At 71.1% G+C, this 23,689-nt stretch carries 18 protein-coding genes and 1 tRNA gene; 6 read left to right on the forward strand and 13 right to left on the reverse strand.

Annotated elements, in window-relative coordinates; all coding sequences use genetic code 11:
* Positions 1–26 precede the first annotated feature (26 nt).
* The 3 genes from ACRYCC_RS04435 to ACRYCC_RS04445 form a co-directional block, all read right to left on the reverse strand.
* On the reverse strand, positions 27–1,352 hold the full coding sequence (locus tag ACRYCC_RS04435) for a sensor histidine kinase (RefSeq protein WP_433808953.1): 1,326 nt from the start codon (positions 1,350–1,352) through the stop codon (positions 27–29).
* Between the two features lie 226 nt (positions 1,353–1,578).
* Positions 1,579–2,148 (reverse strand): dihydrofolate reductase family protein, encoded by a 570-nt coding sequence (locus ACRYCC_RS04440; protein WP_433808955.1) that lies wholly within the window; start codon positions 2,146–2,148, stop codon positions 1,579–1,581.
* A gap of 46 nt (positions 2,149–2,194) precedes the next feature.
* Positions 2,195–2,779, reverse strand: a complete 585-nt coding sequence (locus ACRYCC_RS04445; protein ID WP_433808957.1) for an NADPH-dependent FMN reductase — start codon at positions 2,777–2,779, stop codon at positions 2,195–2,197.
* Positions 2,780–2,935: 156 nt separating this feature from the next.
* On the opposite strand from ACRYCC_RS04445, the gene ACRYCC_RS04450 reads away from it, so the two are divergent.
* A complete protein-coding gene (locus ACRYCC_RS04450) occupies positions 2,936–6,355 on the forward strand; it encodes an AfsR/SARP family transcriptional regulator (RefSeq protein ID WP_433808959.1) in 3,420 nt (1,139 codons plus the stop codon).
* Here ACRYCC_RS04450 and ACRYCC_RS04455 read toward each other — a convergent pair.
* The 3 genes from ACRYCC_RS04455 to ACRYCC_RS04465 form a co-directional block, all read right to left on the reverse strand.
* Positions 6,337–7,113 (reverse strand): ABC transporter permease, encoded by a 777-nt coding sequence (locus tag ACRYCC_RS04455; protein WP_433808961.1) that lies wholly within the window; start codon positions 7,111–7,113, stop codon positions 6,337–6,339. The two genes, ACRYCC_RS04450 and ACRYCC_RS04455, sit on opposite strands and share 19 nt — an antisense overlap.
* Positions 7,110–8,114, reverse strand: coding sequence for an ATP-binding cassette domain-containing protein (locus tag ACRYCC_RS04460; protein WP_433808963.1), 1,005 nt, complete (start codon positions 8,112–8,114; stop codon positions 7,110–7,112). Before ACRYCC_RS04460 ends, ACRYCC_RS04455 begins: the two co-directional genes overlap by 4 nt.
* A gap of 158 nt (positions 8,115–8,272) precedes the next feature.
* Positions 8,273–8,932, reverse strand: coding sequence for a PadR family transcriptional regulator (locus ACRYCC_RS04465; protein ID WP_433808965.1), 660 nt, complete (start codon positions 8,930–8,932; stop codon positions 8,273–8,275).
* 130 nt (positions 8,933–9,062) lie between these two features.
* Between ACRYCC_RS04465 and ACRYCC_RS04470 the strand changes: the two genes are divergently transcribed.
* A complete protein-coding gene (locus tag ACRYCC_RS04470) occupies positions 9,063–10,070 on the forward strand; it encodes an adenosine kinase (RefSeq protein WP_433808967.1) in 1,008 nt (335 codons plus the stop codon).
* 63 nt (positions 10,071–10,133) lie between these two features.
* Here ACRYCC_RS04470 and ACRYCC_RS04475 read toward each other — a convergent pair whose 3' ends face one another.
* Both ACRYCC_RS04475 and ACRYCC_RS04480 read right to left on the reverse strand, forming a co-directional pair.
* Positions 10,134–10,790 (reverse strand): SRPBCC family protein, encoded by a 657-nt coding sequence (locus tag ACRYCC_RS04475; RefSeq protein ID WP_433808969.1) that lies wholly within the window; start codon positions 10,788–10,790, stop codon positions 10,134–10,136.
* Positions 10,791–10,882: 92 nt separating this feature from the next.
* On the reverse strand, positions 10,883–11,428 hold the full coding sequence (locus ACRYCC_RS04480) for a helix-turn-helix domain-containing protein (RefSeq protein ID WP_433808971.1): 546 nt from the start codon (positions 11,426–11,428) through the stop codon (positions 10,883–10,885).
* A gap of 144 nt (positions 11,429–11,572) precedes the next feature.
* On the opposite strand from ACRYCC_RS04480, the gene ACRYCC_RS04485 reads away from it, so the two are divergent.
* Entirely contained in the window at positions 11,573–13,567 is a 1,995-nt protein-coding gene (locus ACRYCC_RS04485; RefSeq protein ID WP_433808973.1) for a vWA domain-containing protein, read from the forward strand.
* Positions 13,568–13,759: 192 nt separating this feature from the next.
* Positions 13,760–17,329, forward strand: coding sequence for a WD40 repeat domain-containing protein (locus ACRYCC_RS04490; protein WP_433808975.1), 3,570 nt, complete (start codon positions 13,760–13,762; stop codon positions 17,327–17,329).
* A gap of 77 nt (positions 17,330–17,406) precedes the next feature.
* Here the strand turns inward: ACRYCC_RS04490 and ACRYCC_RS04495 are convergent, their stop codons facing one another.
* A complete protein-coding gene (locus ACRYCC_RS04495; RefSeq protein ID WP_433808977.1) occupies positions 17,407–17,706 on the reverse strand; it encodes a hypothetical protein in 300 nt (99 codons plus the stop codon).
* 123 nt (positions 17,707–17,829) lie between these two features.
* Positions 17,830–19,068 carry a serine/threonine-protein kinase gene (locus ACRYCC_RS04500; RefSeq protein WP_433808978.1) on the reverse strand — a complete coding sequence of 413 codons (1,239 nt, stop codon included), beginning with the start codon at positions 19,066–19,068 and terminating at the stop codon, positions 17,830–17,832.
* 329 nt (positions 19,069–19,397) lie between these two features.
* On the opposite strand from ACRYCC_RS04500, the gene ACRYCC_RS04505 reads away from it, so the two are divergent.
* Positions 19,398–19,480: transfer RNA gene (locus tag ACRYCC_RS04505), tRNA-Tyr, on the forward strand.
* Between the two features lie 46 nt (positions 19,481–19,526).
* On the opposite strand, the gene ACRYCC_RS04510 is transcribed toward ACRYCC_RS04505, so the two are convergent.
* On the reverse strand, positions 19,527–20,861 hold the full coding sequence (locus tag ACRYCC_RS04510) for a serine/threonine-protein kinase (protein ID WP_433808980.1): 1,335 nt from the start codon (positions 20,859–20,861) through the stop codon (positions 19,527–19,529).
* Between the two features lie 161 nt (positions 20,862–21,022).
* Here ACRYCC_RS04510 and tsaA point away from each other — a divergent pair, with 161 nt between their 5' ends.
* On the forward strand, positions 21,023–21,439 hold the full coding sequence (gene tsaA / locus ACRYCC_RS04515; protein WP_433808982.1) for a tRNA (N6-threonylcarbamoyladenosine(37)-N6)-methyltransferase TrmO: 417 nt from the start codon (positions 21,023–21,025) through the stop codon (positions 21,437–21,439).
* Positions 21,440–21,496: 57 nt separating this feature from the next.
* Here the strand turns inward: tsaA and ACRYCC_RS04520 are convergent, their stop codons facing one another.
* On the reverse strand, positions 21,497–22,777 hold the full coding sequence (locus tag ACRYCC_RS04520; protein ID WP_433808984.1) for a sensor histidine kinase: 1,281 nt from the start codon (positions 22,775–22,777) through the stop codon (positions 21,497–21,499).
* Between the two features lie 193 nt (positions 22,778–22,970).
* Positions 22,971–23,687: a YqeB family protein gene (locus tag ACRYCC_RS04525; protein ID WP_433808986.1), complete on the reverse strand. Its 717-nt coding sequence runs from the start codon at positions 23,685–23,687 to the stop codon at positions 22,971–22,973.
* Between the last annotated feature and the right edge of the window lie 2 nt (positions 23,688–23,689).

The raw sequence follows: 23,689 nt of genomic DNA on the forward strand, positions 1-23,689 counted from the left end.
CGGCACCGGGGCGGTGCCGTACCCGCTCAGCCGGTCGCGGCAGCCCCGGACCGCGGCAGGCACAGCACGAACCGCGCCCCGCGCGGGCTGTCCTGGACGGTCAGGGTGCCGCCGTGGGCTTCGGCGATCTGGCGGGCGATCGCCAGTCCCAGCCCCGTCCCCCCGGTGTCACGCTCACGGGCGGCCTTCAACCGGGTGAAACGCTGGAAGACCACCTCCCGCAGGTCGGCCGGGATCCCCTCGCCGTCGTCGAGCACCTCCAGCACCACCCGGCCGTCCCCGGCCCGGACGATGACGGTGATCTGCGTGCGGGCATGGCGTTCGGCGTTGTCCATCAGGTTGATGAACAGCCGGGCCAGCCGCAGCCGGTCGCAGTCGGCGATCAGGCCCTCGCCCAGCCTCCTGACCACCCGAACCGAGCGGGGCCGACGGTTCAGCTCGGCGCGGATCAGCTCGCCGACGTCGGTCGGCGCACGGGTCAGCGGCACTCCGGCGTCCAGCCGGGCCAGGCCCAGCAGGTCGGTGACGAGGGCCTGCAGCCGGTCCACCTCGTCCAGCACCGTGGTGGCGGTGTGCGGCCAGGCGGTGTCGTCGGGGTACAAGAGCGCCTCTTCCAGCTGGGTGCGCATGGCGGTGATCGGGCTGCGCAGGTCGTGGGAGGCGTCGGAGGTGAACTGCCGCAACTGGTCGTACGCGGCCTCCAGCCGGTCCAGCGTGGAGTTCGCCGTCTCGGCCAGCAGCCTGATCTCGTCGTGGTTCTTGGGCACCGGAACCCGCCGGCCCAGGCCGGTGGCGGTGATCTCGGCCAGCTCGGACCGGATGGCGTCCACCGGAGCCAGGGTCTTGCCGACCAGCCGGTAGGCCCCGGCGCCCGTCATCGCGATGATCAGTACGATGACGCCGAGCAGCGTGAGGATCAGACCGGTCCCGCCGTATCTGGGCGGCATCGGGTTCGACGCGTAGACCACCCATTTCCCGTCCTGCTGGATGGCCCAGTGCGCGACGACGGTCATGCAGCCCGTCAGCCCGGCCGGAGGGCAGAGCTTCCGTATCGCGACCAGATTGTCACCCTCGGGCCGGAAGGAGGCGATCGGCGGTTTGCCGGCGAGTTGCGGGGTCGCGGCGACCACCCTTCCGTGCGTGTCCAGGACCTGGATCACCGTGCCGTCCGTGCTCGACAGCACGCGGGGCAGGCGATCCTCTCGCGCCATGACCACCACACGGTCCGCGGCCTGGAGGAGATTCTGCCTGTTCGTCTCCGCGTCCATGCCGCGCACGCCGATGACGACGAGCACGCCGATGACGACACAGACCAATGCCGCGACGGCGGCCGCCGCAAGCGTCATGCGCATCCGGAGCGACGATCGCTTGCGCTGCAGCATGACCCTCCCGAAGGCGAGGAAATGACCTTCCTCACATCAGCCAACCCGGAAATGGGACAAGCGCCGTTCAACAGCGGGCAAGGATCGGGCATTGGACTGCCCGTCTCACAGCCCCGCGACGTGCGCGAAGACCGCGCCGACCGTCCCGGGAGCGGGTGCTTGCTTCCGGGACGGTCGGCGCGGCCGGCGGCGCCGCTCAGCCGGCGGTGTCCGCCTTGACGCCGGCGTTCGACGGCCGGTAGGTGAGCACGACCGCGCCCGTGTCGAACGTCGTGTTGTCGATGAGCTCGAGGGTGGCCTCGGTGCCCTCCCGGAACAGCCGCTCGCCGGTGCCGAGGATGACGGGGCAGAGCCAGATCCGGTATTCGTCGAGCAGCCCGTGCTCCATGAGGGAGTCGGTCAGCCGCCCGCAGCCCCAGATCATGATGTTCCCGCCGGGCTGCTCCTTCAGCGCGGCCACCTCGGTGATCAGGTCGTCCCCGGGGATGATGGTGGAGTTGTCCCACTCGGCCTTCTCCAGGGTCGAGGAGACGACGTACTTGGGGATGCTGTTGACCCGGTCGGCGTAGGGATTGCCGCCCATGGAGGGCCAGGCCTGCGCCATGCCCTCGTAGGTGACCCGCCCCAGCAGGAGGGCGTCGGTGCCGAGCAGCAGGTCCAGGGCGTACGCCTGCGCCTCCTCGTTCGAGTACTGCATCGACCAGAGGTGGGGGTTGTCGATGAAGCCGTCGAGCGTCGCGTAGGTCGAAGCGATGATCTTCCTCATGGTGTCCTCCAGGTGTGTGTCGGGCTGTGCGTCGTGGTGTGCGGGCTCAGGTGGTGTAGGGGCGCTTGGCGCGGGCGTCTCGCAGCGCCTCGGCCCACCAGGACAGCTGGTCCAGCGTGGTCGTGGCGGCGGCGTTGCAGCTCGCGGTGGCCTTGGGCCAGGTGCCGTCGGCGGCGAACAGCTCCCAGTAGCGGGGGAGGCTGATGGCATCGCGGATGGCCACCGCGTGCACTTCGGCGAAGATCTGGCGTAGCTGGCCGATCGCGTGCAGGCCGCCGGATTCCCGGCCGTACGCGACGAAGGTGACGGGTTTGGCCTGCCACTCCTCGTAGTACCAGTCGATGGCGGTCTTCAGCGGCGCGGGAAAGCTCCGGTTGTACTCGGGGGTGACCACGGCGAAGGCGTCGGCGGCGGTCAGCCGCGGTGACAGGGCCGCCACCTGCGGGGGTACGGGCTCGTCCTGGTCGGTGAGGGTCTCCGGCAGCCCCGCCTCGGCCAGGTCGATCAGGTCGACGTCCAGATCGCCGCGCCTGCGGGCCCTGGCGGCGAACCAGCTGGCCACGGTGGGCCCGAACCGGCCGGTCCGGGTGCTCCCGATGATGACCGCCAGCCGCAGCCGGTTCTCCGGCATCCCGTCGCCTCCTTCGCGCTCGTCTCCGTGCGATGAGCCGACTGTGCCGTGGGTGCCTTACGGCTTGTTTCCGGTCGGCTTACGGCTCCGGCGGGCGAGGACGTAAGAGGACGTAAGAGGGCGGAAATGGCGGCATGTGCCGTTAGCGTGGCCTGCATGCGTTTCGGGGTGCTGGGGCCGCTGGCCGTGTGGACGACCGGTGGCGAGACGGTCGCGGTCCCGGGCCTGAAGGTCCGCGCCCTGCTGGCCGACCTGCTGGTGCACGAGGGGCGGCCGGTGCACCCCGACCGGCTGATCGAGGACCTGTGGGGCGACGACCTGCCCGGCAACCCCGCCGGCTCGCTGTCGGCCAAGGTCTCGCAGTTGCGCCGGGCCCTGGAGGACGCGGAGCCGGGCGGCCGCGAACTGGTCGTCCATCAGCCGGCGGGATACCTGCTGAAGGCCGAGACCGACGCCGACGGGTTCCGGTCCCTGATCGCCGAGGCGAGCCGGACCCGTGACCCCCGGGCCAGAGCGGCGCTGCTGTCCGACGCGCTGGCGGCGTGGCGCGGACCGGCGTTCGCCGACTTCGCCGACGAGCCGTTCGCCCAGGCCGCCGTCGCCCGCCTGGCGGAGCAGCGGCTGACCGTGCAGGAGGACCGGGCGGAGCTACGGCTGGAGCTGGGCGAGCACGCCCTGCTGGCCGGTGAGCTCGGTGCCCTGCTGGCCGATCATCCGCTGCGGGAGCGGCTGCGCGCCGCGCACATGCGCGCCCTGTACCGCTCCGGACGGCAGAGCGAGGCGCTGGACAGCTACGAGGAGCTGCGCGCGCTGCTCGCCGACGAGCTGGGGCTGGACCCGGGCGCGGACCTGGTCGCGCTCCAGCGGGCGATCCTCACCCAGGATCCGGCGCTGGACCCGCCCGCCGTGCCGGACCCACCGGTGCCCCGGCCCGCCACCAACCTGCCGGCGCCGCTCACCGAGCTGATCGGCAGGGAGGACGCGGTCGCCGCGATCCGCGCCCGGCTGGAGACGGACCGGCTGGTGACGCTCACCGGCCCCGGCGGCGTCGGCAAGACCCGGCTGGCGGTCGAGACGGTGCGGCCCCTGGCGGCTCCCCGCCCCGACGGCTCCGCCGCGCTTCCCGACGGCGTCTGGCTGGTGGAGCTGGCCGCGCTGGACCGGCCCGCGGACCGGGACGCGGTCTCCCGGCTGGTCGAGACGGTCAAGGCGGTGCTGGACATCCGGGACGTCCAGGGCCCGGCGGAGCGGGGTGAGCCGGTGACCGCCGTGCAGGGGCTCATCGAGGCGCTGCGTCCCCGGCGCCTGCTGCTGGTGCTGGACAACTGCGAACACGTCGTCGAGCCGGTCGCCGAGCTGGCGGAGCTGCTGCTGCGAGCCGTACCCGGGCTGCGGTTGCTGGCGACCAGCCAGGAACCGCTCGGCCTGGCGGGTGAGGTGGTGTGGAGCGTCCCGCCGCTGGAGGTACCGGACCGGGCGGCCGACCTCGCGTCGCTGGAGCGGACCGGTTCGGTGCGGCTCTTCGTGGCGCGTGCGTCCGCCGCCGCCCGGGAGTTCCGCCTCGGCGCGGACACCGCGCCGGCGGTGGCCGTGCTGTGCCGCCGGCTGGACGGCATCCCGCTGGCCCTGGAGCTCGCCGCGACCAGGGTTCGCGCCCTGGGCGTACAGGGCCTGGTCGACCGCCTCGACGACAGGTTCCGGCTGCTGGCCACCGGCCACCGGGGCGCCCCGCCGCGTCAGCAGACGCTGATGGCGATGATCGACTGGAGCTGGGAGCTGTTGAGCGGCGCCGAGCGCCTGGTGCTGCGCAGGCTGGCCGTGCACGCCGACGGGTGCACCCTGGAGGCCGCCGAGGCGGTCTGCGCGGAGGACGGGCTGGACGTGCTCGATGTGCTGGCTCGGCTGGTGGACCGGTCTCTGGTGGTCATGGTGGAAGGCGCCGGCGCGCCTCGGTACCGGCTGCTGGAGTCGGTGGCGGCCTACTGCGTCGAGCGGCTCCAGGAGGCGGGCGAGCTCGACCGGGTACGGCGGCGCCATCGGCGCTACTACGTCGACCTCGCCGAGCGGGCCGAGCCGCACCTGTACGGGTCCGGCCAGCGGCACCGGCTGCGGCGGCTCGACGCCGAGGCCGCCAACCTGCGCGCCGCGCTCGGCTCGGCGGCCCGGGACGGAGCCGCGGAGGAGGCATTGCGCCTGGTCAACGGGATGGCCTGGTACTGGGTGCTGCGCGGCCGGCTGGAGGAGGCCCGGCGGTCCCTGGCGGCGGCGCTGGCCGTCACCGAGGAGACATCCGGTGCGGACCAGGGCCTCGTGCCCGGCACCGGCCCGGTCCGCGCGCTGCGGGCCAGGGCACTGGGCTGGGCGACCGGCACCGGCCTCCTCCTCGGTGAGGTCGCCGGGCGGGAGGAGCGCCGCCGGGAGGTCCTGAAACTGTACGAGGACGCGGACGACCCGGGCGGGCGGGCCCGGACCGAGTGGTTCCTGGCCTACGCCGGCATCGACCTGGGTGATCTCTCGGTCGCGGAGGAGCTGCTCGGCAGCGCGCTCCCGGTCTTCGAGACCCTCGGCGACCGGTGGGGCACGGCCGCGGCCCTCGCCGGCCGGGCCAAACTCGCGCACGTCCGGACCGACCTGGCCGCCCTCGAAAGCGACGCGGGGCGGAGCGCGGAGCTGTTCGGCGAGCTCGGCGACCGCTGGGGCCGGCTGGAGGCCACCGGCTGGCTCGGCGCGCTCGCCGAACTGACCGGGGACCTCGAACGGGCCGACCGGCTGCACCGGGACGGGCTGCGCCTGGCCGAGGAGCTCGGGCTGTGGACGGAGGTCGCCGGGCGGCTGAGCTGGCTCGGCTGGCTCGCGTTGCAGCGCGGCGACCACGCCGAGGCCGGCGAGTGGTGCGCCCGGGCGCTGCGGCTGGCCGTCGAGCAGGGCCACCAGGGCGGGCAGATCTTCGCGGCGATCGGCCTCGCCTTCGCCGGCCGCAGGGACGGCCACCTCGATCTCGCCGAAGGCCACCTGCGCCGGGTGCTGGACCGTACGCCCGGCCAGGACGCGCCACCGTACCTACCGATGGTCCTCGTCGAGCTCGGCTTCATCGCCGAGCTGCGCGGCGACGCCCCGGCGGCCACCGCCCTGCATCTCGAGGCCCTCGAGGTCACCGCGAGGTTCGACACCTCCCGGCCCATGGCCATCGCCCTGGACGGCCTGGCCGGGGCACTCGCCGTCGCGGGGCGTCACGACCACGCCGCCCGGCTCCTCGGCGCGGCGGCCGCGGCGCGCGGGTCCAGCTCCGTGCCCCCGAGCCCGGCCGAACGCGGCGACATCGACCGGATCACCGGGCGGGTGCGAGAGGCGCTGGGCGAGGACCGCTTCGCCGCCGAGTCCGAACGCGGCGCAGCCCTCGGCCTCGACGAGATACGGTCCCTGGCGGCCATGCCGGACACGGCCGGGGCCGGGCCGGGCCGAGGGGCCCATGCCGTTCACCGGGGGCCGGAGGGCCCGGCGGTGAGCGCGGCCGGCCCGCAGGGGGCGAGGGGCGCGCTCACCGCCGGGATCGGAGATCAGACGGATTTCTGGTAGCCGCGGAAGGTGAGCGTGGACAGCCACACCATGATGACCGCCAGCGCCAGCAGCCAGCCGCCGTGCTCCAGCGCGATCCGCCAGTCCGGGTCGGCCGCCAGCGCGCCGCGGGTGGCGTCCAGCGACCAGTTGACCGGGTTGAACGCCGAGACGTGCTGCATCCACCGGGGCATCAGGCCCTTGGCCATGAACGCCGAGGACAGGAAGGTCAGTGGCAGCAGCAGGAAGATGCTCAGCGCGATGATGGTCTCGCGCTGCCGCAGGGTCATCCCGATCGCGTTGGACAGCGCGCTGAAGACCGTGCCGAGCAGCACCGACGTGACGACGAGAACGGCCACACCGCCGAAGCCACCCGGATAGTGGGCCCCACCGGCCCAGCCCAGCAGCACGATGATCGTGGACTGCAGCGCGGTGCTGACGCCGGCGGTGATGACCGAGGCGTTCATGATGGCGCCGCGACTGACCGGAGTGATGAGGAAGCGGTTGGTGATGCCGCGCTCGATCTCCTCGATGGCGCCCATGCCGGACCACATGTTGGCGGAGACCGCGTTCATGACCACCACGCCGGGCACCAGATAGTCCAGGTAGGAGCCGCTGCCGAAGCCCGGCAGCTCGATGACCCGCCGGAACAGGTTGCCGAACAGGAACAGCCAGACCACCGGCTGCACCAGAGTGATCACGATGACCGCGGGCTGGCGGGCGAGCGCTTTGAGCTGGCGGTGGGTCATCCACCAGGTCTGCGACAGGGCGGCCTTCATCGAGCACCTCCGGTGGTGGCTTCGGCCGCGGCCTCCGCCTCGGCGAATCGGCGTCCGACGTGCCGCAGGTACACGTCGTCCAGCGAGGGCCGGGCGACGGTGACCGCCGCGACCCGTACCCCCGCCTTGTCCAGCGCGGCGAGGACGGCGGGCACGGCGGCCGCACCGTCGTCGGCGCGGGCGCTCAGCCGCCGTCCGTCCAGGGAGATCTCCTGCACGCCGGGCACGTTCCTGATCGTGTCGCGCACCGCGGGCTGGTCGTCCGGCGGCGGTGCGGTGTGCAGTTCCACGTGCACGGCGTCGCCGTGCAACTGGTCCTTCATCTCGTCCGGGGTGCCGGCGGCGACGACCTTCCCCTTGTCCACCAGGGCGAGCCGGTCGGCGAGCCGATCCGCCTCCTCCAGATAGTGGGTGGTCAGCAGGATGGTCATCCCTTCGCCGACCAGCCGGCCGATCTCCTGCCACAGCGCGGCGCGCGCCTCCGGGTCGAGCCCGGTGGTCGGCTCGTCCAGGAACAGCACCTCCGGCCGGTGCACCAGGCCGAGCGCGACGTCCAGCCGCCGCTGCATCCCGCCGGAGTAGGTGCGGACCGCGCGGTCCGCCGCGCCGGTCAGGTCGAACCGCTCCAGCAGCTCGGTGACCCGCTGCCGGAGCCCGCCACCGCCGAGCCCGTACAGCCGGCCCTGCAGCACGAGGTTGTCCCGTCCGGTGGCCAGCGGATCGGCGCCGGAACGCTGCGCGATGACGCCGATGGCCCGGCGGACGCGGTCCGGCCGCCGCAGCACGTCATGGCCGGTGACCAGGGCACGGCCGGAGTCCGGCTTGGCCAGGGTGGTCAGGATCTTGATGGCGGTGGACTTGCCGGCGCCGTTGGGGCCGAGCAGCCCGAATACCTCGCCGGGCCGGACCTCGACGGTGAGGCCGTCGAGCGCCCGGGTGCCCGGAGGATAGGTCTTCACGAGGTCGTACGCCGCCACGGCGTACGACGTTTCGCTGGTCATGCGGTCTCCTTGGGTTCGGAGGTGTCCGAACCGGCCCGCGACCAACGGCGGATACACTCGGCGGCGTCACACCTTGCCGATTGCCGTTCACGCGGGATCGATTCGAGGGTGCAGGCCCCGGCCGGTGTTGCCGCACCGAGCCGGGGTCGTTCATGTGTTCAGTCCAGGTGTTCGGTCGGGGGCGATCCCTCCTCCAGCAGGGCGACCAGGTCATCGGGAAACCGGCCGGTCTCGTGGTACTCGCGCCACTGCTCGATCTCCGGCATCGAGCCGTCCGCGATGTCCTTCAGCAGTGCGCGCAGCCATCTGGCCTCGGCGCCGCGCATCGCGACGAGGTACTCGCTCTCGATCAGGAACAGTCGCGGCACCTGACGGCGCCAGGTGCGCAGGTCCGCCCGGTGCGCCGCGATCTCGGCGTCGAGCGCGGCGAGCCGCCGCCGCAGGCTCTCGATCGCCTCGTCGGGCGGAAGCGCGCCCACCAGCGACAGCGCGGCGGCGAACAGCGGGTACTCCTGCCGCGGCTCGCCGAGCAGCTCGCTCAGCCAGTCGCGCATCTCCGCACGGCCGCTGTCGGTGATCGCGTAGGCGGTGCGCTCGGGGCGCCCGCCCTGCCGGGTGGTGCTGGCCTCCTCGATGAAGCCGTGCTTCTCGAGGTTCTGCATGACCGTGTAGAGCGAGCCCCAGTTGATCTTGATCGTCAGGTCCTTGCCGGTGCTGCGCAGCACCGACGCCATCTCGTAGGGGTACATCGGCTTGCGGGTCAGGAAAGTCAGCACGGCGAGCGCCAGCGGATTGTTCACCGGCCGTCGTTTCGCCATGTCGCCTCTCATTCCTATACTCGTCGCCGAATATACGGAATAGAACACCCGGCCGCAACCATTCAGAGCTTCAGAATCCCCTTGGGCGGAGCCGATATGATCCACGCCGGACGACACCCTTGGGGGCGACATGGGCGACACGATCGCCGACCTCGACATCCTGGGAATCGGCAACGCCATCGTCGATGTGCTCTCGCACGCGGACGACGACTTCATCCTCGGCCACGGCCTGCCCAAGGGCGGCATGACGCTGATCGACGCCGACCGCGCGGCGGCGCTGTACGCCGACACCGGCGCGGCCGTCGAGATGTCGGGTGGCTCGTGCGCGAACACGATGGCCGCCGCGGCCTCGTTCGGCGCGGACGTCGCCTACATCGGCAAGGTGCGCGACGACGTGCTCGGTGAGATCTTCGCCCACGACATCCGGGCGGCAGGGGTGCTGTTCGAGACCCGGCCCACCAGCGCGGGGCCGGCGACGGCTCGCTGCCTGGTCATGGTGTCACCGGACGGACAGCGCACGATGAGCACCTATCTCGGTGCCTGCGTCGAGCTGGGGCCCGGGGACATCGACGAGCGTCTCGTCGGGCGGGCCAAGGTGACCTATCTCGAGGGCTACCTGTGGGACCGGCCGCGCGCCAAGGACGCCTTCCGGGCCGCCATGGCCGCCGCCCATGGAGCCGGCCGCGAGGTGGCGCTCACCCTGTCGGACACGTTCTGCGTCGAGCGGCACCGCGACGAGTTCCGGGCGCTGGTCGACGACGACGTCGACATCCTGTTCGCCAACGAGAACGAGATCCGGGCCCTCTACCAGGTGGAGACCCTCGAGGAGGCGCTCGCCCAGGTGCGGGGCCGGTGCGGGATCGTCGCGGTCACCCGGTCGGAGCGGGGCTCGCTCGTGTCCTCCGGCGGCGCCTTCCACGACGTCCCGGCCGAGACGGTCGAGACGGTGGTGGACACCACGGGTGCCGGCGACGCGTACGCGGCGGGCTTCCTGTACGGCCTCACCCGGGGCCTGGACCTGCCGACGTGCGCGCACCTCGGCTCGATCGCGGCCGCGGAGATCATCTCTCACTTCGGCTCCCGGCCGCAGGTGAGCCTGGCCGAACTGGCGGCACCCGCGCTGACCACCGCGGGATAGCCGGAGCCCGACCGGTGGCGGGAGCGGGCGACGGACGCCGCCACCGGCCCGCCCCGCCGGGTGTCAGGACCCGGCCGGCTCCTCCGGGGCGGCGCCGGTGTAGGCGGCGATGGTCCGGTCCGCCGCGGCCTGGGCGGCGGCCCGGTCCGCGCCGGCCGCGATGTCTGCTTCGCACCAGCCCTGGCTGCTGAGCGACATGAACCGCCTGCCCTCGTCGGACGTGCTCCACGCCGCGCTCTCCGCCGGGTCCACGGCGGCTCCGGACGCCAGGTGCAGCGCCAGGCCCGCGAGACCCATGTCCCATCCGATGCCGACCGCGCCGGGACCGAACTCGGACCACCTCGCGGCGTCCCCGACCAGGGCGGTGTGCTCCAGCTGGAACCGCGTTCCGCCGCCGGGCTCGGTGGACAGGCTGACCTCGATCCAGCTGACGTCGCCGCCGTACTCCCAGGTCGCGGCGAAACTCTTCGGCGGGTCGCAACGCTCGATCGTCCCGCCCGCGTTGCCCTCGAGCTGGTAGTGGCCGTGCAGGCGCAGGTCGCCCGAGATGGGCAGGAACCACCGGGGGATGCGCTCGGCGCTGGTGCAGGCGTCCCAGACGTCGTCCAGGGCGGCGTCGTAGGTCTGGCCGATGGTGACGACGCGCGCCTCGCCCGCCTCGAGCACGCGGCTGCCGACCTGCCGCCGTACGGCGTTGATCTGCTGGACGACGTCGATCATGGAATTCTCCTCTGCGTCTGGTCGAGAACGCAAAGCTACTGGGCGTTACTTATATAAGTCAACGCTTAATCTATAAAACGGCCGCGCGGCGGTCAGGGTCTGCTGAGCGTGCGCGCGAAATGCGCCTGGGCGTCCGCCGTACGGCCGTTTCCGTACACGCGGAGCACTGCGGCGAGGTCGGGGAAGCCTGCGTCGAGGAGCGACGCCGCGGCCTCGATCTCGGCGGCGGAGGCGACGGCCCGCAGCAGTGACTGCAGCGCGCGTGCCGGCTCCTCCGCGGCAGTCCGGAGCGGCCGTGTGGTCACGTGCATGCCGGAAGAGGTCGTCGTCGACTCCGCGCGGATCCGGCCCAGCCGTTCGCTGATCGCGTCGCGGGTCAGCGTGCTCAAGCCGGGATCGCGGGCGAGTTCCTCGACCGCCTGCAGCCGGTTGAGCACCGCCGGGTTGCTGATTTTGGCGCGGCGGCCCGACATGAGCTGGGAGAGCATCGGGGGCGAAAGACCCAGCGCCTGGGCAAGGCCCGCCTGTGAGATCCCGAGCCGTTCGAGTAGCCACCGGAACCGGTCGCCGAGCGGTTCGCCGTACCACTCGGCCTGCAGCTTGCGGTTGCGGTCGACGTTGTCCTCTACGGTGCCCACCGGCCCCTCCCTTGACTGTTAACATTTGCAAACGATAGCTTTGCACACGCATACGGCGGACGGCGTCCCAGGAGGTAAAATTTGCATATTACTACCGGACCTAGTCCGTTCACAGATGCGACGGGTGAGCGGCTGCCGCGCAAGGTGAGGAGCGCACGCAGGCTCACCGCGCTGATCGGCGCGGTGCTCGTCGGGGTCACCGTGGCACCGGTGCAAACGCTCGCCGCCACGCCGCAAGCGGGGTCGGCGGCGGGGCCCGGGGAACTTGCCCCGATCATGCTGGTCCTCGACGCCTCCGGCTCGATGACGGCGCCCGCTCCCGGCGGCACCAAGATGGACGCCGCCAAGCGGGCGGTGCGTTCCGTGGTGAACACGGTGCCCGCGAACAGCCGGCTCGGCCTGACGGTGTACGGCACGGGCACCGGGCCGTCGGCCGGCGAGAAGGCCGCCGGCTGCAAGGACATCACAGTCGTACATCCGGTCGGTCCGCTCGACAAGGCCGGCATTGTTCGGGCTGCGAACGCGGTCAAGCCCCGTGGTTACACCCCGATCGGGCAGGCTTTGCGGACCGCCGCCGCGGCACCCCCCAAGGAGGGTCCGCGCTCGATCGTGCTGGTCTCCGACGGAGAGGACACCTGTGCGCCGCCCGCCCCGTGCGACGTGGCCAAGGAACTCGCCCAGCAGGGCGTCAACCTGCGGATCCACACCGTCGGCTACCAAGTCGACCCCAAGGCCAGAGACCAGTTGACCTGCATCGCCCAGAGCTCAGGCGGCACGTACACCAACGTTCCCGACGCCTCCTCGCTCGGGCGGGCGCTGGGCCGGGTCACCGCGTCGGCGTTGCGCAACTACGAGCCGGCCGGCACTCCGGTCACCGGATCGGACACGCTGCAGGGAGCGCCGGTCCTCACCCCCGGCGCCTACCAGGACACTCTGGGCCCCATCAAGCGTTACTACTCGGTCGACGTCCCGGCCGGCAACACCGTGTACATCTCCGCGACCGTGCCCTTCACAGGAGGGCACGACTCGTTGGACGGTACGGGGCTCACCATCGGGGTGAAAGGGCTGAACGGCACCGACTGCAACTACGCCAACGGCGAGTTCGCGATCCACGGACAGGACAGCCGCCCCCTGAGCGTCGAGCTCACCTGGGACGGTCTGGCCTCCAAGACCCGGACACCGATCCCGGACTGTAGGAACCCCGGTCGCTACACCTTCGAGGTGTACTTCACCCAAGGCCCCGGCATGCCGGGGGCCGACGGCGCCGCACGGCCGCCCATCGAGCTGCAGGTCGGCCTGGAACCGCCGGTCACCGGCGACAAGGGGCCGGAGCCCGCCCGCCAGTTCGTCGCTTTTCAGAACCCGGGCGGACCTGACCGGCCGGTCGCGGGCGGCGCGTCCTTCGGCACCGCCGCCGCTCTGCCCGGCTCCGGCCATTACACCGAGCAGATCCGCTATGGCGAGTGGTTGTTCTACAGGGTGCGGCTCGACTGGGGCCAGGCCCTGACCTACCGGGTGCGTTATCCCGCCGATCCGAACAACAAGACGTCGGTCGACATTCGCTCCGAGATGTACACGCCATCCCGTAAGACGCTCGGCTGGGAGACCACGTACTACGCAGGGCAGGCGAAGACGCTGGACGCCCCGTACCTCTATCCCAAGACCGGCGGGTTCTCGAGTCCCCCGATCCGTTATCGCAACCGCGAGCTCACAGATCAGAAGCTCAACCCCTACAGCGTGGCGGGGTGGTACTACTTCGCCGTCAAACTCGGCACTCATGCCGACGGAGGGGACCCGCCGAACGCGATCCCGGTGACCATGGACGTCGCCGTCGTCGGCACGCCGGAGAAGGGCCCGCAGTACGCCGGTGCCGCCGCCGGGACGGACGCCTTTGGCGCCTCGCCGACCACCCGGTCCAACCCCTCTGCCAGGACGCCTTTGGCCACCCGGAACGTCTCGGCCGAGTCCGGGAAGCCCTGGTGGATCATCGGAGCGGCCGCCGGTGTTCTCGCCGTCGGCACGCTGATCGGGACCCTGCTGTACGCACGGCGCCGCCGCCCGCAGCCGCCCTCCTTCCCGGGCGCCGGCACACCGCCCTACTTCCCAGGTCCCGGTGGGCCGCCCGGGCCCCCCAGGTGACGACGAGGTGACGACGGGCCCGTTCTCCCCACGGTTGGCGGATGTCTCAGCGCCGTCCTTCTGCCTACGCCAGTGCCTGGCCGAGCTTAGGAGAGCTGATGCCCGACCGCGTGGTCGGCCTCGCCGGTCACGATCAGGGCTCACTCGCTGGCTTGGGTGGCTCGGCCGGCGGAGCTGGTCGATTCTGAGGTGATGGGGCGTCGGCGCCGGGTGGCGTGGTGGGTTTTCCTCGTGGTGGCGAGCGGCGCGCTGGCAGCTGCGGGTGCTTGGATTCCCGAGAGCTGGCCGTCGTGGGTTCGGCAGCCATTCGCCGTGGTGGTCGCGATCGCGGCGGGGGCAGCCGGATCGTTTGTCAGCGAGTCGATCGTGGCCTGGCGGGACGGCACGCGCAGGCGTGCGCTGGCCGGTGGCGCGGGGTTCTGGGGTGAGCCTCCGCGCTTGGAGCCGCGGTATGTGGACCGCCCGGAGCTGCTGGCGATGGTGGGCTCGGCGCTTCGGGGCAGGGCGCGAACGGTGGCACTCGTCGGCCTGGGCGGAACGGGCAAGTCCACACTGGCGGCCGCCGCAGCGCATTCTCCGTTGATCAGGGGGCGATTTCGTGGTCGCTTCAGGCAGGTGACCTGGCTGGCCGCCGGACCGTCGGTGGATCCGTTGTCCCTGCTCATGCAGCTGGGCCACCGGCTCGGCGATGAGAGTGCCGTGTATCCGAGCGTAAGTGAGGCACGAGACGCGGTGACGGCACTGCTGGGTGGCTCGCGGCTGCTGATCGTCTTGGACGACGTATGGAATGACGCTTTGTTGCGTGCTTTCACCAGCCTCGGGGCCACGTCCTTGCTGTTCACCACCCGCAATCGCGACCTGGCTCGGGCGGTGAACGCCCGGCAGATCGCCGTGGATGAACTGACGCGGGAGCAGGCGCTGGCGCTTCTTGAGCGCTGGACTTCTGACCGGCCGGTGTCGGAAGCAGACGCGCTGGCGTTGTGCGCGCGGCTGGGAGATCTCGCGCTCGGAATTGCCATGGCCGGGGCCATGATCGCTCGAGGCCGGTCAGCGCAGGAAGTAATCGCGCTGGTGGACCGCGACCTGGAGCGGATCTCGGGTCAGTTCGACCCGGTCTACCGATACGGAACTCTGCGAGCCGCGATCGACGCTGGAATCGACGATCTACCCCTCCAGACGCCCGGTGAGGCGAGAATCGGTGGGCGTTTGCGAGACCGCTATCTGGAACTTGCCGTATTCGCCGGCCGGGGAGCCTTTCCGCGCTCGGCTGCCGAGGCGCTATGGGCCGATTCCCTGCCCGATCCCTATGCGCTGTCCGAGGCTTTGGAGGAGTTCTGCGGCCGTTCACTGCTCTCCGACAGCGACGACTGGTTCATCGCGCACGACCTGCAGTACGACGCGATGAGCCAGCATCCCGACGCCCCCGACCTCCAGAACGCCCATCGGCGCCTGATCACGGGCTGGCAGACCCGGCATCCAGCAGGATGGGTCGACGCGGCCAGGGAAGACCGCTACATCTCGGAGAACCTCGCCTGGCACCTCCACCAAGCCGGTGAAACGGACCCGCTCGCGGACCTCCTTGCCGATCCGCGCTGGATGCTCCACCGGATTTCCACGGCGAGCCTCCCCGAACTCCTCGTCGATTACGCCGAGGCCCCTACTCCCCTGACCCGGGCCATTTGTCGCGCGCTCGCCATTTCCGCCAGAGCGCTCGCAGTCAGTCCCGGCTTTCTCACGAGCCAGCTCGCGGGGCGGCTCCTCGGCCACCCCGACTCCACCATCAACGCATGGGCCGCCGGCCTCACCCCATCCCACAGCGGGCGATGGATCGCACCCCTCACCCCAAGCTCCCTCACCCCCGTCACCAGCCCTCTCGAACACATTTTGCCCGCTCACGCCGGACGCGTATCGTCGGTGGCTTTCAGTCCCGACAGCGCACACCTCGCCACGGGAAGCCACGACGGAACCGTGTGGGTGTGGGATCCGGCCACCGGCGAGGGCGTCAGCGCACAGAGCGACCAGGTGCGATCGGTCGCCTACAGCCCGGACGGAACCCAGCTCACCGTCGTGGAGAAAGACCTGACGGTACGGCTGTGGGACCTGGCCACCGGGCAGGAGACCACCCTCACTGGCCGCGAGGACCCAGTGACCGCAGTGGCCCACAGCCCCAATGGGAGCCATGTCGCCGCTGGAAACGACAGCGGAGCCGTACGAGTACGGGACCTGTCCAGTGGCCGGTACCTCACCCTCGCCCAGCCGTCCGTTTCGACAGCCGCGGGGGCCGGCCGGGGCCCCGTCTTCGGTCAGCGGTCCCATTGGATCTGCTCACTGGCCTACAGCCCGAACGGAAGGCACCTCGCTGTTGCAAGCAGCGACGGAAGGATACAGATCTGGAGTCCGCACGACGGCCGGAACTTCACGCTCACCCAGCGATCCGGCTGGATTCCCTCAATGGCCTACAGCCCGGACGGAACCCACCTCGCCTTCAGCCACTTCGACCACACTGTCTCCGTATACAACCTGACCACAGGCCAGGACACCACTCTTACCGGACACAACGGCATCGTGACCGCAGTGGCATACAGCCCCGACGGCGCCCTGCTGGCCACCGGAAGCGAGGACCAGACTGTCCGTATCTGGGACCTGGCCTCCGGCCTGTACCGCACGCTCATCGGGCACCTCGGGCCGATATCGTCGATCGCCTTCAGCCCTGACGGATCTCGACTCGCCACCGGAAGCGAGGACTCGGTGATCCGAGTGTGGGCGACGGACGCGGTGGACCACCTCGCGCCCGAGCAAGCTCGCGCGACCTCACTCGCGCTCCATCCCGACAGCGGCCGCATCGCTATCGGCCATGACGACTCGACGATTCAGATACGTGATCCAGATGGCCGGCACACCACTCTCCCCGCAAGCAATCAGACGGTGACCGTCATCGCCTTCAGCCCCGACGGAAGCCGACTAGCGACGAGCGGCCGGACGCTCACGAGCCCTCTGACGATCAATTTGACGACAGGACAGGCTTCCGCCCTTCCCGGTCACGTCGACTCGCCGATCGCGGTGACCTACAGCGTTGACGACGTGGACCTCAGCACTCCCGTCAGCGACCGGACGGTTCAGGTGTGGGACCTGGCGACCGGCCGATCAACCATCCTCACTGGACACGACGGCCAGGTGCTCTCAGCGGCTTACAGCCCCGACGGCAACCACCTCGCCACCGGCAGCACCGACAGGACGGTGCGGATCTGGAATCCGACGACCGGCCAGCACACCATCCTCAAGGGATCCGACGACTGGATCAAGGCGCTGGCCTACAGCTCCGACAGCAGCCAGCTGGCTTGCGCTGGCTACGGCAAGATCGATGTCTGGGACCTGACCTCTGGCCAGCGCACCACGCTCCAGGGTCACTGGGGCCCTGTCAACGCGGTCGCCTTCAGCCCCGACGGCACTCTCCTCGCCACCGGCGGCCAGGACACCACTGTGCGCATCTGGGATCTCGTCTCCGGCCAGCACACCACGCTCCAGGGTCACACGGGCCCCGTCAACGCGGTCGCCTTCACCCCTGACGGCACTCTCCTCGCCACCGGCGGCCAGGACACGACCGTGCGGATCTGGGACACCGTGTCCACGACGGCAGTCACGCAGTGGATGGACGATCAGACCATCCGAGCGCTGACCATGGCCTCCAACGATCAGATCTGGATACTCGCAGGAACATCCGTGGCCCGCTTGGAGATCCGACGCGTCGACCACGAAGCCTGACCAGGGCCACGACGGTCGGTGACCACAGCAACTGGCAGCCCCGGCGACGGTGAAGGCAGCCCGACAACAAGACGACCTCAGAGATCAAACGGCATGATCGTCGGCTGCCGGTAGACCATCGCGAACGCCGGTGTCCCCTCACCCACATAGGCGGCAACGAGATTCATCTCGATGAATTCGTGGGCTTCGAGCTCGTCCATGCCCTCGCCGACGAGGACCTGAACGCATTTCTCGTAGTCGTAGAGGATCACTGAACGGTTGTGATTCCCTGCCCACCAGCCCGACACGACTCCCAAGATCGCCTCGTCGAAACCGTCGGCCAGAAGAAAGCCGTCGTCAGGGTCGAAGGACTCGATCAGCTCGCGCGCCGTGGTCATCGGGCACCGGCCGGGACCCGGGCCGATGTCTCATGAGACACGCGAACTGTGGAGAACGGCCGTGCGGCTGCGTCCTGCCACCGCAGGACGCAGCCGCACGGCCAAGCCGGGGCGGTGGGTCCGTCAGCCGACCTGCCGCCAGTAGTAGGTGCCGCCGGAACGGAACGTACAACGCACCCGGCGGCCGTCCGCCGTGGTCTCGACGGTTCCGACGTCCTGCCAACCGCAGGGACCGCCGGCACGGTCGTCGGGCCGCGTCCCCTCCGTCGGCGATGAGCTCTGCATCGGCGGCACGGAGGCGGGAGAGGGAGAGGGCTGCACGCCCGACCCGCGACCCGAGGGGTCTCGGACGACCAGCACGCCGCCCACCGCCAGCACGCCCACCGCCACCACGATCATGGCGGCGACGAGCCGCCGACGGTGCGACGGCGCGGGCCTGACCGGCTCCGCCCCCCGGCTCCGCTCCGCCCCGGTCTCGTGCGGCAGGAGCCCCGATGGCTCCCAGCCCTGGGGTAGCGGACCGAGCTGGTCGAAGATCTCGATCACCTCGCCGTCGGCCGTGCGCGTGGGCGACTCCAGTACCAGCCCGCAGCCGCCCAGCAACTCGCCCGCGGCCATCGCGTCGGCTGGGCGGTCATGCGGGTCCGGAGCGCACAGGCCGACGACGACCGACCACAGCGCGGGCGGCACGCCTTCCGGCGCCGAACCGAACCGCGGTCCGACCTCGGGCCGGGCGGCCCCGGTGAGCATCTGCCAGGCGACCATGCCTGCGGAGTAGAGGTCCTGCCGCGGCCCCGGATCGCCTCCTTCGAGTACCTCGGGCGCGACATAGCCGAGCGTGCCCACCACAAAGCCGGTCGTGGTGAAGCGCCGGCCGTCGGGATGGAGCGCGGCTCCGAAATCGATCAGGCGCGCGTGCGGCGGTCCGTCGCCGGTCGCCTCCAGCAGCACGTTGGCCGGCTTCACGTCACGGTGGACCGCCCCCTCGGCATGGACGTGACCGAGAGCCGCGAGAAGCTGCGCCAGAATCTGTGCGGCGTACGCGGCGGGAAGCGCCCCATAGTCGTTGATCAAGGTCTCCAGCGACCCACCGTGGACCAGGTCCATGACGAGCACCATGTCATCGTCATCGGCCGACCAGCCGTGCGGGATGAGGACGTGTGGATGCGCCATCCGTAGCGAACGCTCACGGATCGCCCGCAGCGCGGCGGTGGTGCCGATCTCCGCGTGTATGAGCTTCGCGGCGCAGTAGCGGACGTCACGGCGGTCGAATGCACGCCACACCGTGCCTGCCGCGCCGGAGCCGATCCGGTCGATCAACACGATGCGCCCGGCCACGACTCGCCCGGGTCGACCGGTCACCACGTGCGGCCTGGGTTCGCGAGAGCGCCGGGAATCTGCCATGAGCACATGGAACACCATGGCGCGGCCGACGCCCGGGTCTGCGGCTCCACCAGGCGGACAAGCCGGTGCGGACCCCGGGTCGAAAATGCGTTGTGACCGTAGGGGTGCCCTGGCACTGTGGAGGGAGTTCGCCGGGGCACGGCGACCGTACCGGACGGAGGGACGGCCATGGAGCAGCGTCGATATCGGCTGCACCAGGCGTCACCCGCCCGTCCCGGCACGCTTCCCGCTCGCTGAGCGGCGCGGCCGCAGCGGCCTGGTGACGCCTTCCCCGCGGAATCGCAGATGGGGTGGCGCCGACGCTGGAGAGTCGGGCCTGGCTGTAACCCAGGTGCTGCTGGCTGAGTGGGTTCGAATCCCACCCACCCCACACTCACCGGTCCTCGCGCGGGGCCGGACACCGCTCGACCACGGCCTCACGGACCATCGCCGTGCGAGTTCTTCGGCCCTTTGGGCTTCTTGGTCTTCGCTTTCTCCTTCGCGGCCTTCGGTGGCGGCACCCGGGCGCCCGTGGCCTCCTGGATCGGGTCCGTCGGACCGTGCGCGGGTGAGCGCGCCGGTACGGCGGGACTCCGGCTCGTTCCGGCCGAGGCGGCGGGTGACCGCTTCGAGCCGGGGATGCCGGTGGCCGATCCTTCCGGCGAGGGCGGGGCCCCCGTGCCGCCGACCGTCGCCGCCATGGCGACGGTCACGGCGACGGCCGTGACCGCCCATGCGGTCACCGTGTTCCGCCGCCCGGACGGCGCCGCGGGCACGGTTTCCGGTGGTGGCGCCGGTGACGGCCCGGACGGCGGTTCCGCGGCCGACCGTGGTGGGGGCGCCGGAAGCGTCCACAGAGTGGTGATGACGTCGGCGGCCCCGTGCGGGTGCGCCGAGGGTCCCCGGGAGGCGAGGAGAGTGCGCAGCAGCTCGTCGGCGTCGGGTCGTGCGTCGGGATCCTGGGCCAGGGCGGAGGTCACCAGGCGCCGCCATGGCCCGGGCAGTCCGTCGAGCTCGGGACGGCCGCCGAGGATCAGTGCGGTGCGTTCCAGCGCCGTGCCGGAGCCGAAGGGAGGCAGCCCGGTCGCGGCGAAGGCGACCACGCAGCCCCAGCCGAAGACGTCCGAGGCGTAGGAGCCGGGCCCCCCGGTCAGCCTTTCCGGCGCGATCCAGCCGGGGCTGCCCATGACGACGTTCGTCTGGGTGAGCCTGTCGGTGGACTCCAGATCACTCGCGATGCTGAAGTCGATCACCTTGGGGCCGTCCGGGGACAGCAGCACGTTGGCCGGCTTGAGATCACGGTGCGCCAGCCCGGCGGTGTGGATGGCCAGCAGCGCCGCCGCCACCGTGATGGCCACGGCCTCCAGGGAGTCCCCGGTCAGCGGCCCTCCGGACCGTACGTGCTCCGCCAGCGAGAGACCCCGGACGAACTCGGTGACGATGTACGGGCGGGGCCCGTCCATGTCGTCGTCCAGGACGCGCGGAATGCAGAACGACGACACCCGGCGCCCGAAATCCCGCTCCGCCCGGAACCGTGACCGCGATGCCTCGTCATCGGCGAGCCAGGGGTGCAGGGTCTTGATGGCGACCATCGGCCCCGCGCCGCCGCCGGGCCCTGGGCCCGCGGCGTCCGCGGCGCCCGTTGCGTCCGCGGCCAGGTAGACCGCGCCCATCCCGCCGTATCCCAGTCGGCCCAGTACGCGGTAGTCCCCGATCGTGGCCGGGTCCTCCAGCAGAAGCGGCCGCGCCTCGGGCGGCACCTGTTCAGCCACGGATGTCCCTTCTACTGATCGGACTCCGCCCCTTACCCGGGATTCGTCCCGATTCACCTGCCTGGTCGCCCACCCGTCAGGTCCGTGGACGTTACGCTCATGGGCGAAATGTTGGCTCTGTGGCATGCCCGCCATGCCGAGAGGGAGAGGGACGAGATCTCGTGACCGGTGATGACTTCCTTGTACGGCCCATCGGCCGGGTCGAATCCCCGCTGGCCGAGCGCGACCAGGCCCCCAAGCAGGGCGACGAGGGGTCACCGGACGCGTGGCTGGTCTTCGAGGAGGACGTGCGCGAGGGCCTGCGCGACCTCCGGCCGGGGGCCGAGGTCATCCTGCTCACCTGGCTGGATCGCGCCGATCGCACCACGCTGGTCGTGCACCCCCGCGGAGATCGGTCGAGGTCGCGGCAGGGGGTCTTCAGCACGCGTTCGCCCGACCGGCCGAATCCGGTGGGGCTGCACCGGGTGGAGATCGTTTCGATCGACGGCACCAGGGCGCGCGTACGGAACCTCGAGGCGCTGAACGGAACGCCCATCGTCGACGTCAAGCCCGTGCTCGACCCGATATCCGAGCGCTGACCACCGCGGGGCGACCGGCGGGGCGTCCGATCGCGAGGTCGGTGGCCGCGGCGGTGATCACCGGTCCGCGGGAGCGTCGCACCGGGACAGGCGCAGGACGAAGCGGGCTCCCCGCTCGCTGTCCTCGATGGTCAACGTGCCCTCGTGCGCCTCGGCGATCTCCCGGGCGATGGCCAGTCCCAGTCCGGTGCCCCCGGCGTCCCGGTTGCGTGAGGCCTCCAGCCGGGTGAAGCGTTCGAAGACCTTCCCGCGGAACTCCGGGGCGATGCCGGCGCCGTCGTCGGCGACCTCGAGGACGGCCGTGGACCCGTCCGCCTTCACGATCACCGTGACCTGCGACCTGGCGTGACGCTGGGCGTTGTCCAGCAGGTTGGTGAGCAGCCGGATGATCCGCAGGCGGTCGCACACGGTGAAGACACCGGGCTGGAGCCGGCTGACGATCGGCACGCGGTAGTCGTGGTGCTCGAGTTCGCCGCCGACCAGCTGCCCGAGATCGGTCGGCTCCCGGGTGAGGGGCGCGCCGGCGTCCAGCCGGGCGAGCGTGAGCAGGTCGGTCACGATGGCCTGCAGCCGGTCCATGCCGGTCAGGACCGTGGTGGCGGTTCGCGGCCAGTCGGTGTCGTCGGGGTACATCAGCCCCTCCTCCAGCTGGGCCCGCGCGGCGGTGATCGGGCTGCGCAGGTCGTGGGAGGCGTCCGAGGTGAACCGCCGTAACTGCTGGTAGGCCCCCTGCAGCCGGTCCAGGGTGTCGTTCACCGTCTCGGCCATCAGCTTGATCTCATGGTGGTTCGGCACCGGGACCCTCCGGTCGAGACCGGTGGCGGTGATCTCCGCCAGCTCCCTGCGGATGGCGTCCACCGGAGCCAGGGTCCTGGAGACCACCCGGAAGGTCCCGGCGGCGATCAGTGCGGTGATCAACAGCCCCGTGCCGGCCACTGCGAACAGCAGTCTCTTGGTTCCGTACCAGGGCTGCTGCGGCAACGCGGTGTAGATCAGCCAGATGCCGTCCGGCTGGAAGGACTTGACCGCGAGGACGGTCTGGCAGCCCGACATGCCGACCGGAGGGCACAGCGTCCGCGTGGCCTGCACCTGGCTGGCGGGCGGCCGGAAGGTGGCCATCGGGGGCTTGCCGAGCAGTACGTGGCTGGTGGACACCACCCGGCCCTGGGCGTTCACCACCTGGATCGTCTTGTTCGGGCTGTGCAGCACCGGCGGGAGCTGGTTCTCTTTGAGGAGGGACTTGGTCGTGTCCGAGGCCTCGATGGCGTCCTGCCGCGCGTCACCGGCGCTCTCCACTCCTGCCAGGACGAGCACGAAGACGCCGATCCCGAGGCACACAAGTGCCGCGATGGCGGTCGCCGCCAGCGTTGTGCGGACACAAAGTGATGATCGGTTCCAGTTCAGCACCTGACCCCCCGGAGGTCAGTGCACCCGCCTCCTCCAAGTCATGTGCTCCAAAATAAGCACAAGACGCCCAAGTGATGGTAAAGATCCTGGCGTCAGCCGTTTCCCCGCGGCTCCTCCTCGACCGTCACCCACCCGGATCCGCCGGAGGGCGGCCGGCGCGCCGCCAGTACTGGTGCTTTCGCTGGTCCCGGAGCACGATGCCGAGCCGTGCCAGCTCCGCGCGCAGGTCCGCCGCGTCGTCCTTGTCGCCTCTGGCCAGCGCCCGCGCGCGGGCCTTGAGCAACGCGGCGGCGCCCGGGGGGAGGCCGGCGGTCTCCTCCACCCACTGCCGGTAGTCGTCCTCGTACGGGTCACCGTCCTTCCGCCAGGGAAATCCGTGCGCGAGGAAGGCGTCGCGGAGGCGGTCGGCGCTCAGGTCGACGGGTTCCCTGGCCAGTTCCTCGGTCGCCTGGCCGAGCAGGACGAGGAGCTTGCCGTCGAGGAAGACGGCGCTGACCGACGCCCGCGTGATCGCCCGTACGGATCCGCCGCGTGCCAGGGCGACCTGCTCGGCGGAGACGGTGACGGTGAGGTTCTCCTTCGCCACCTGATGGGCGAGCGCCAGACCGGCCAGTCCACCCAGGATCAGCGCCGCGATCGTGACCTGCGGTTCGGGGATCGAATCGACGAGCTTGAACGGCCCCCGGAACGGCGCCCACCGAAGTGCCGCCACCCAGCCCGCCACCGCCTTCAGGAGCCATCCGGCTCCGGCGCCCAGCGGGGGGAACCCGACCCACACCAGGGGCAGCGCCCAGGGTGGCGCGGCCACGAAGGTCGCACCCTCGTACTTCTCTGATTCCATCG

Source organism: Actinomadura scrupuli, from assembly GCF_050971785.1.
Classification (GTDB): domain Bacteria; phylum Actinomycetota; class Actinomycetes; order Streptosporangiales; family Streptosporangiaceae; genus Actinomadura_E; species Actinomadura_E scrupuli.

Coding starts and splice junctions, on each gene's coding strand:
- ACRYCC_RS04435 (WP_433808953.1), bottom strand. CDS start 1,352: ATGCGCATGACGCTTGCGGCGGCCGCCGTCGCGGCATTGGTCTGTGTC.
- ACRYCC_RS04440 (WP_433808955.1), bottom strand. CDS start 2,148: ATGAGGAAGATCATCGCTTCGACCTACGCGACGCTCGACGGCTTCATC.
- ACRYCC_RS04445 (WP_433808957.1), bottom strand. CDS start 2,779: ATGCCGGAGAACCGGCTGCGGCTGGCGGTCATCATCGGGAGCACCCGG.
- ACRYCC_RS04450 (WP_433808959.1), top strand. CDS start 2,936: ATGCGTTTCGGGGTGCTGGGGCCGCTGGCCGTGTGGACGACCGGTGGC.
- ACRYCC_RS04455 (WP_433808961.1), bottom strand. CDS start 7,113: ATGAAGGCCGCCCTGTCGCAGACCTGGTGGATGACCCACCGCCAGCTC.
- ACRYCC_RS04460 (WP_433808963.1), bottom strand. CDS start 8,114: ATGACCAGCGAAACGTCGTACGCCGTGGCGGCGTACGACCTCGTGAAG.
- ACRYCC_RS04465 (WP_433808965.1), bottom strand. CDS start 8,932: ATGGCGAAACGACGGCCGGTGAACAATCCGCTGGCGCTCGCCGTGCTG.
- ACRYCC_RS04470 (WP_433808967.1), top strand. CDS start 9,063: ATGGGCGACACGATCGCCGACCTCGACATCCTGGGAATCGGCAACGCC.
- ACRYCC_RS04475 (WP_433808969.1), bottom strand. CDS start 10,790: ATGATCGACGTCGTCCAGCAGATCAACGCCGTACGGCGGCAGGTCGGC.
- ACRYCC_RS04490 (WP_433808975.1), top strand. CDS start 13,760: ATGGGGCGTCGGCGCCGGGTGGCGTGGTGGGTTTTCCTCGTGGTGGCG.
- ACRYCC_RS04495 (WP_433808977.1), bottom strand. CDS start 17,706: ATGACCACGGCGCGCGAGCTGATCGAGTCCTTCGACCCTGACGACGGC.
- ACRYCC_RS04525 (WP_433808986.1), bottom strand. CDS start 23,687: ATGGAATCAGAGAAGTACGAGGGTGCGACCTTCGTGGCCGCGCCACCC.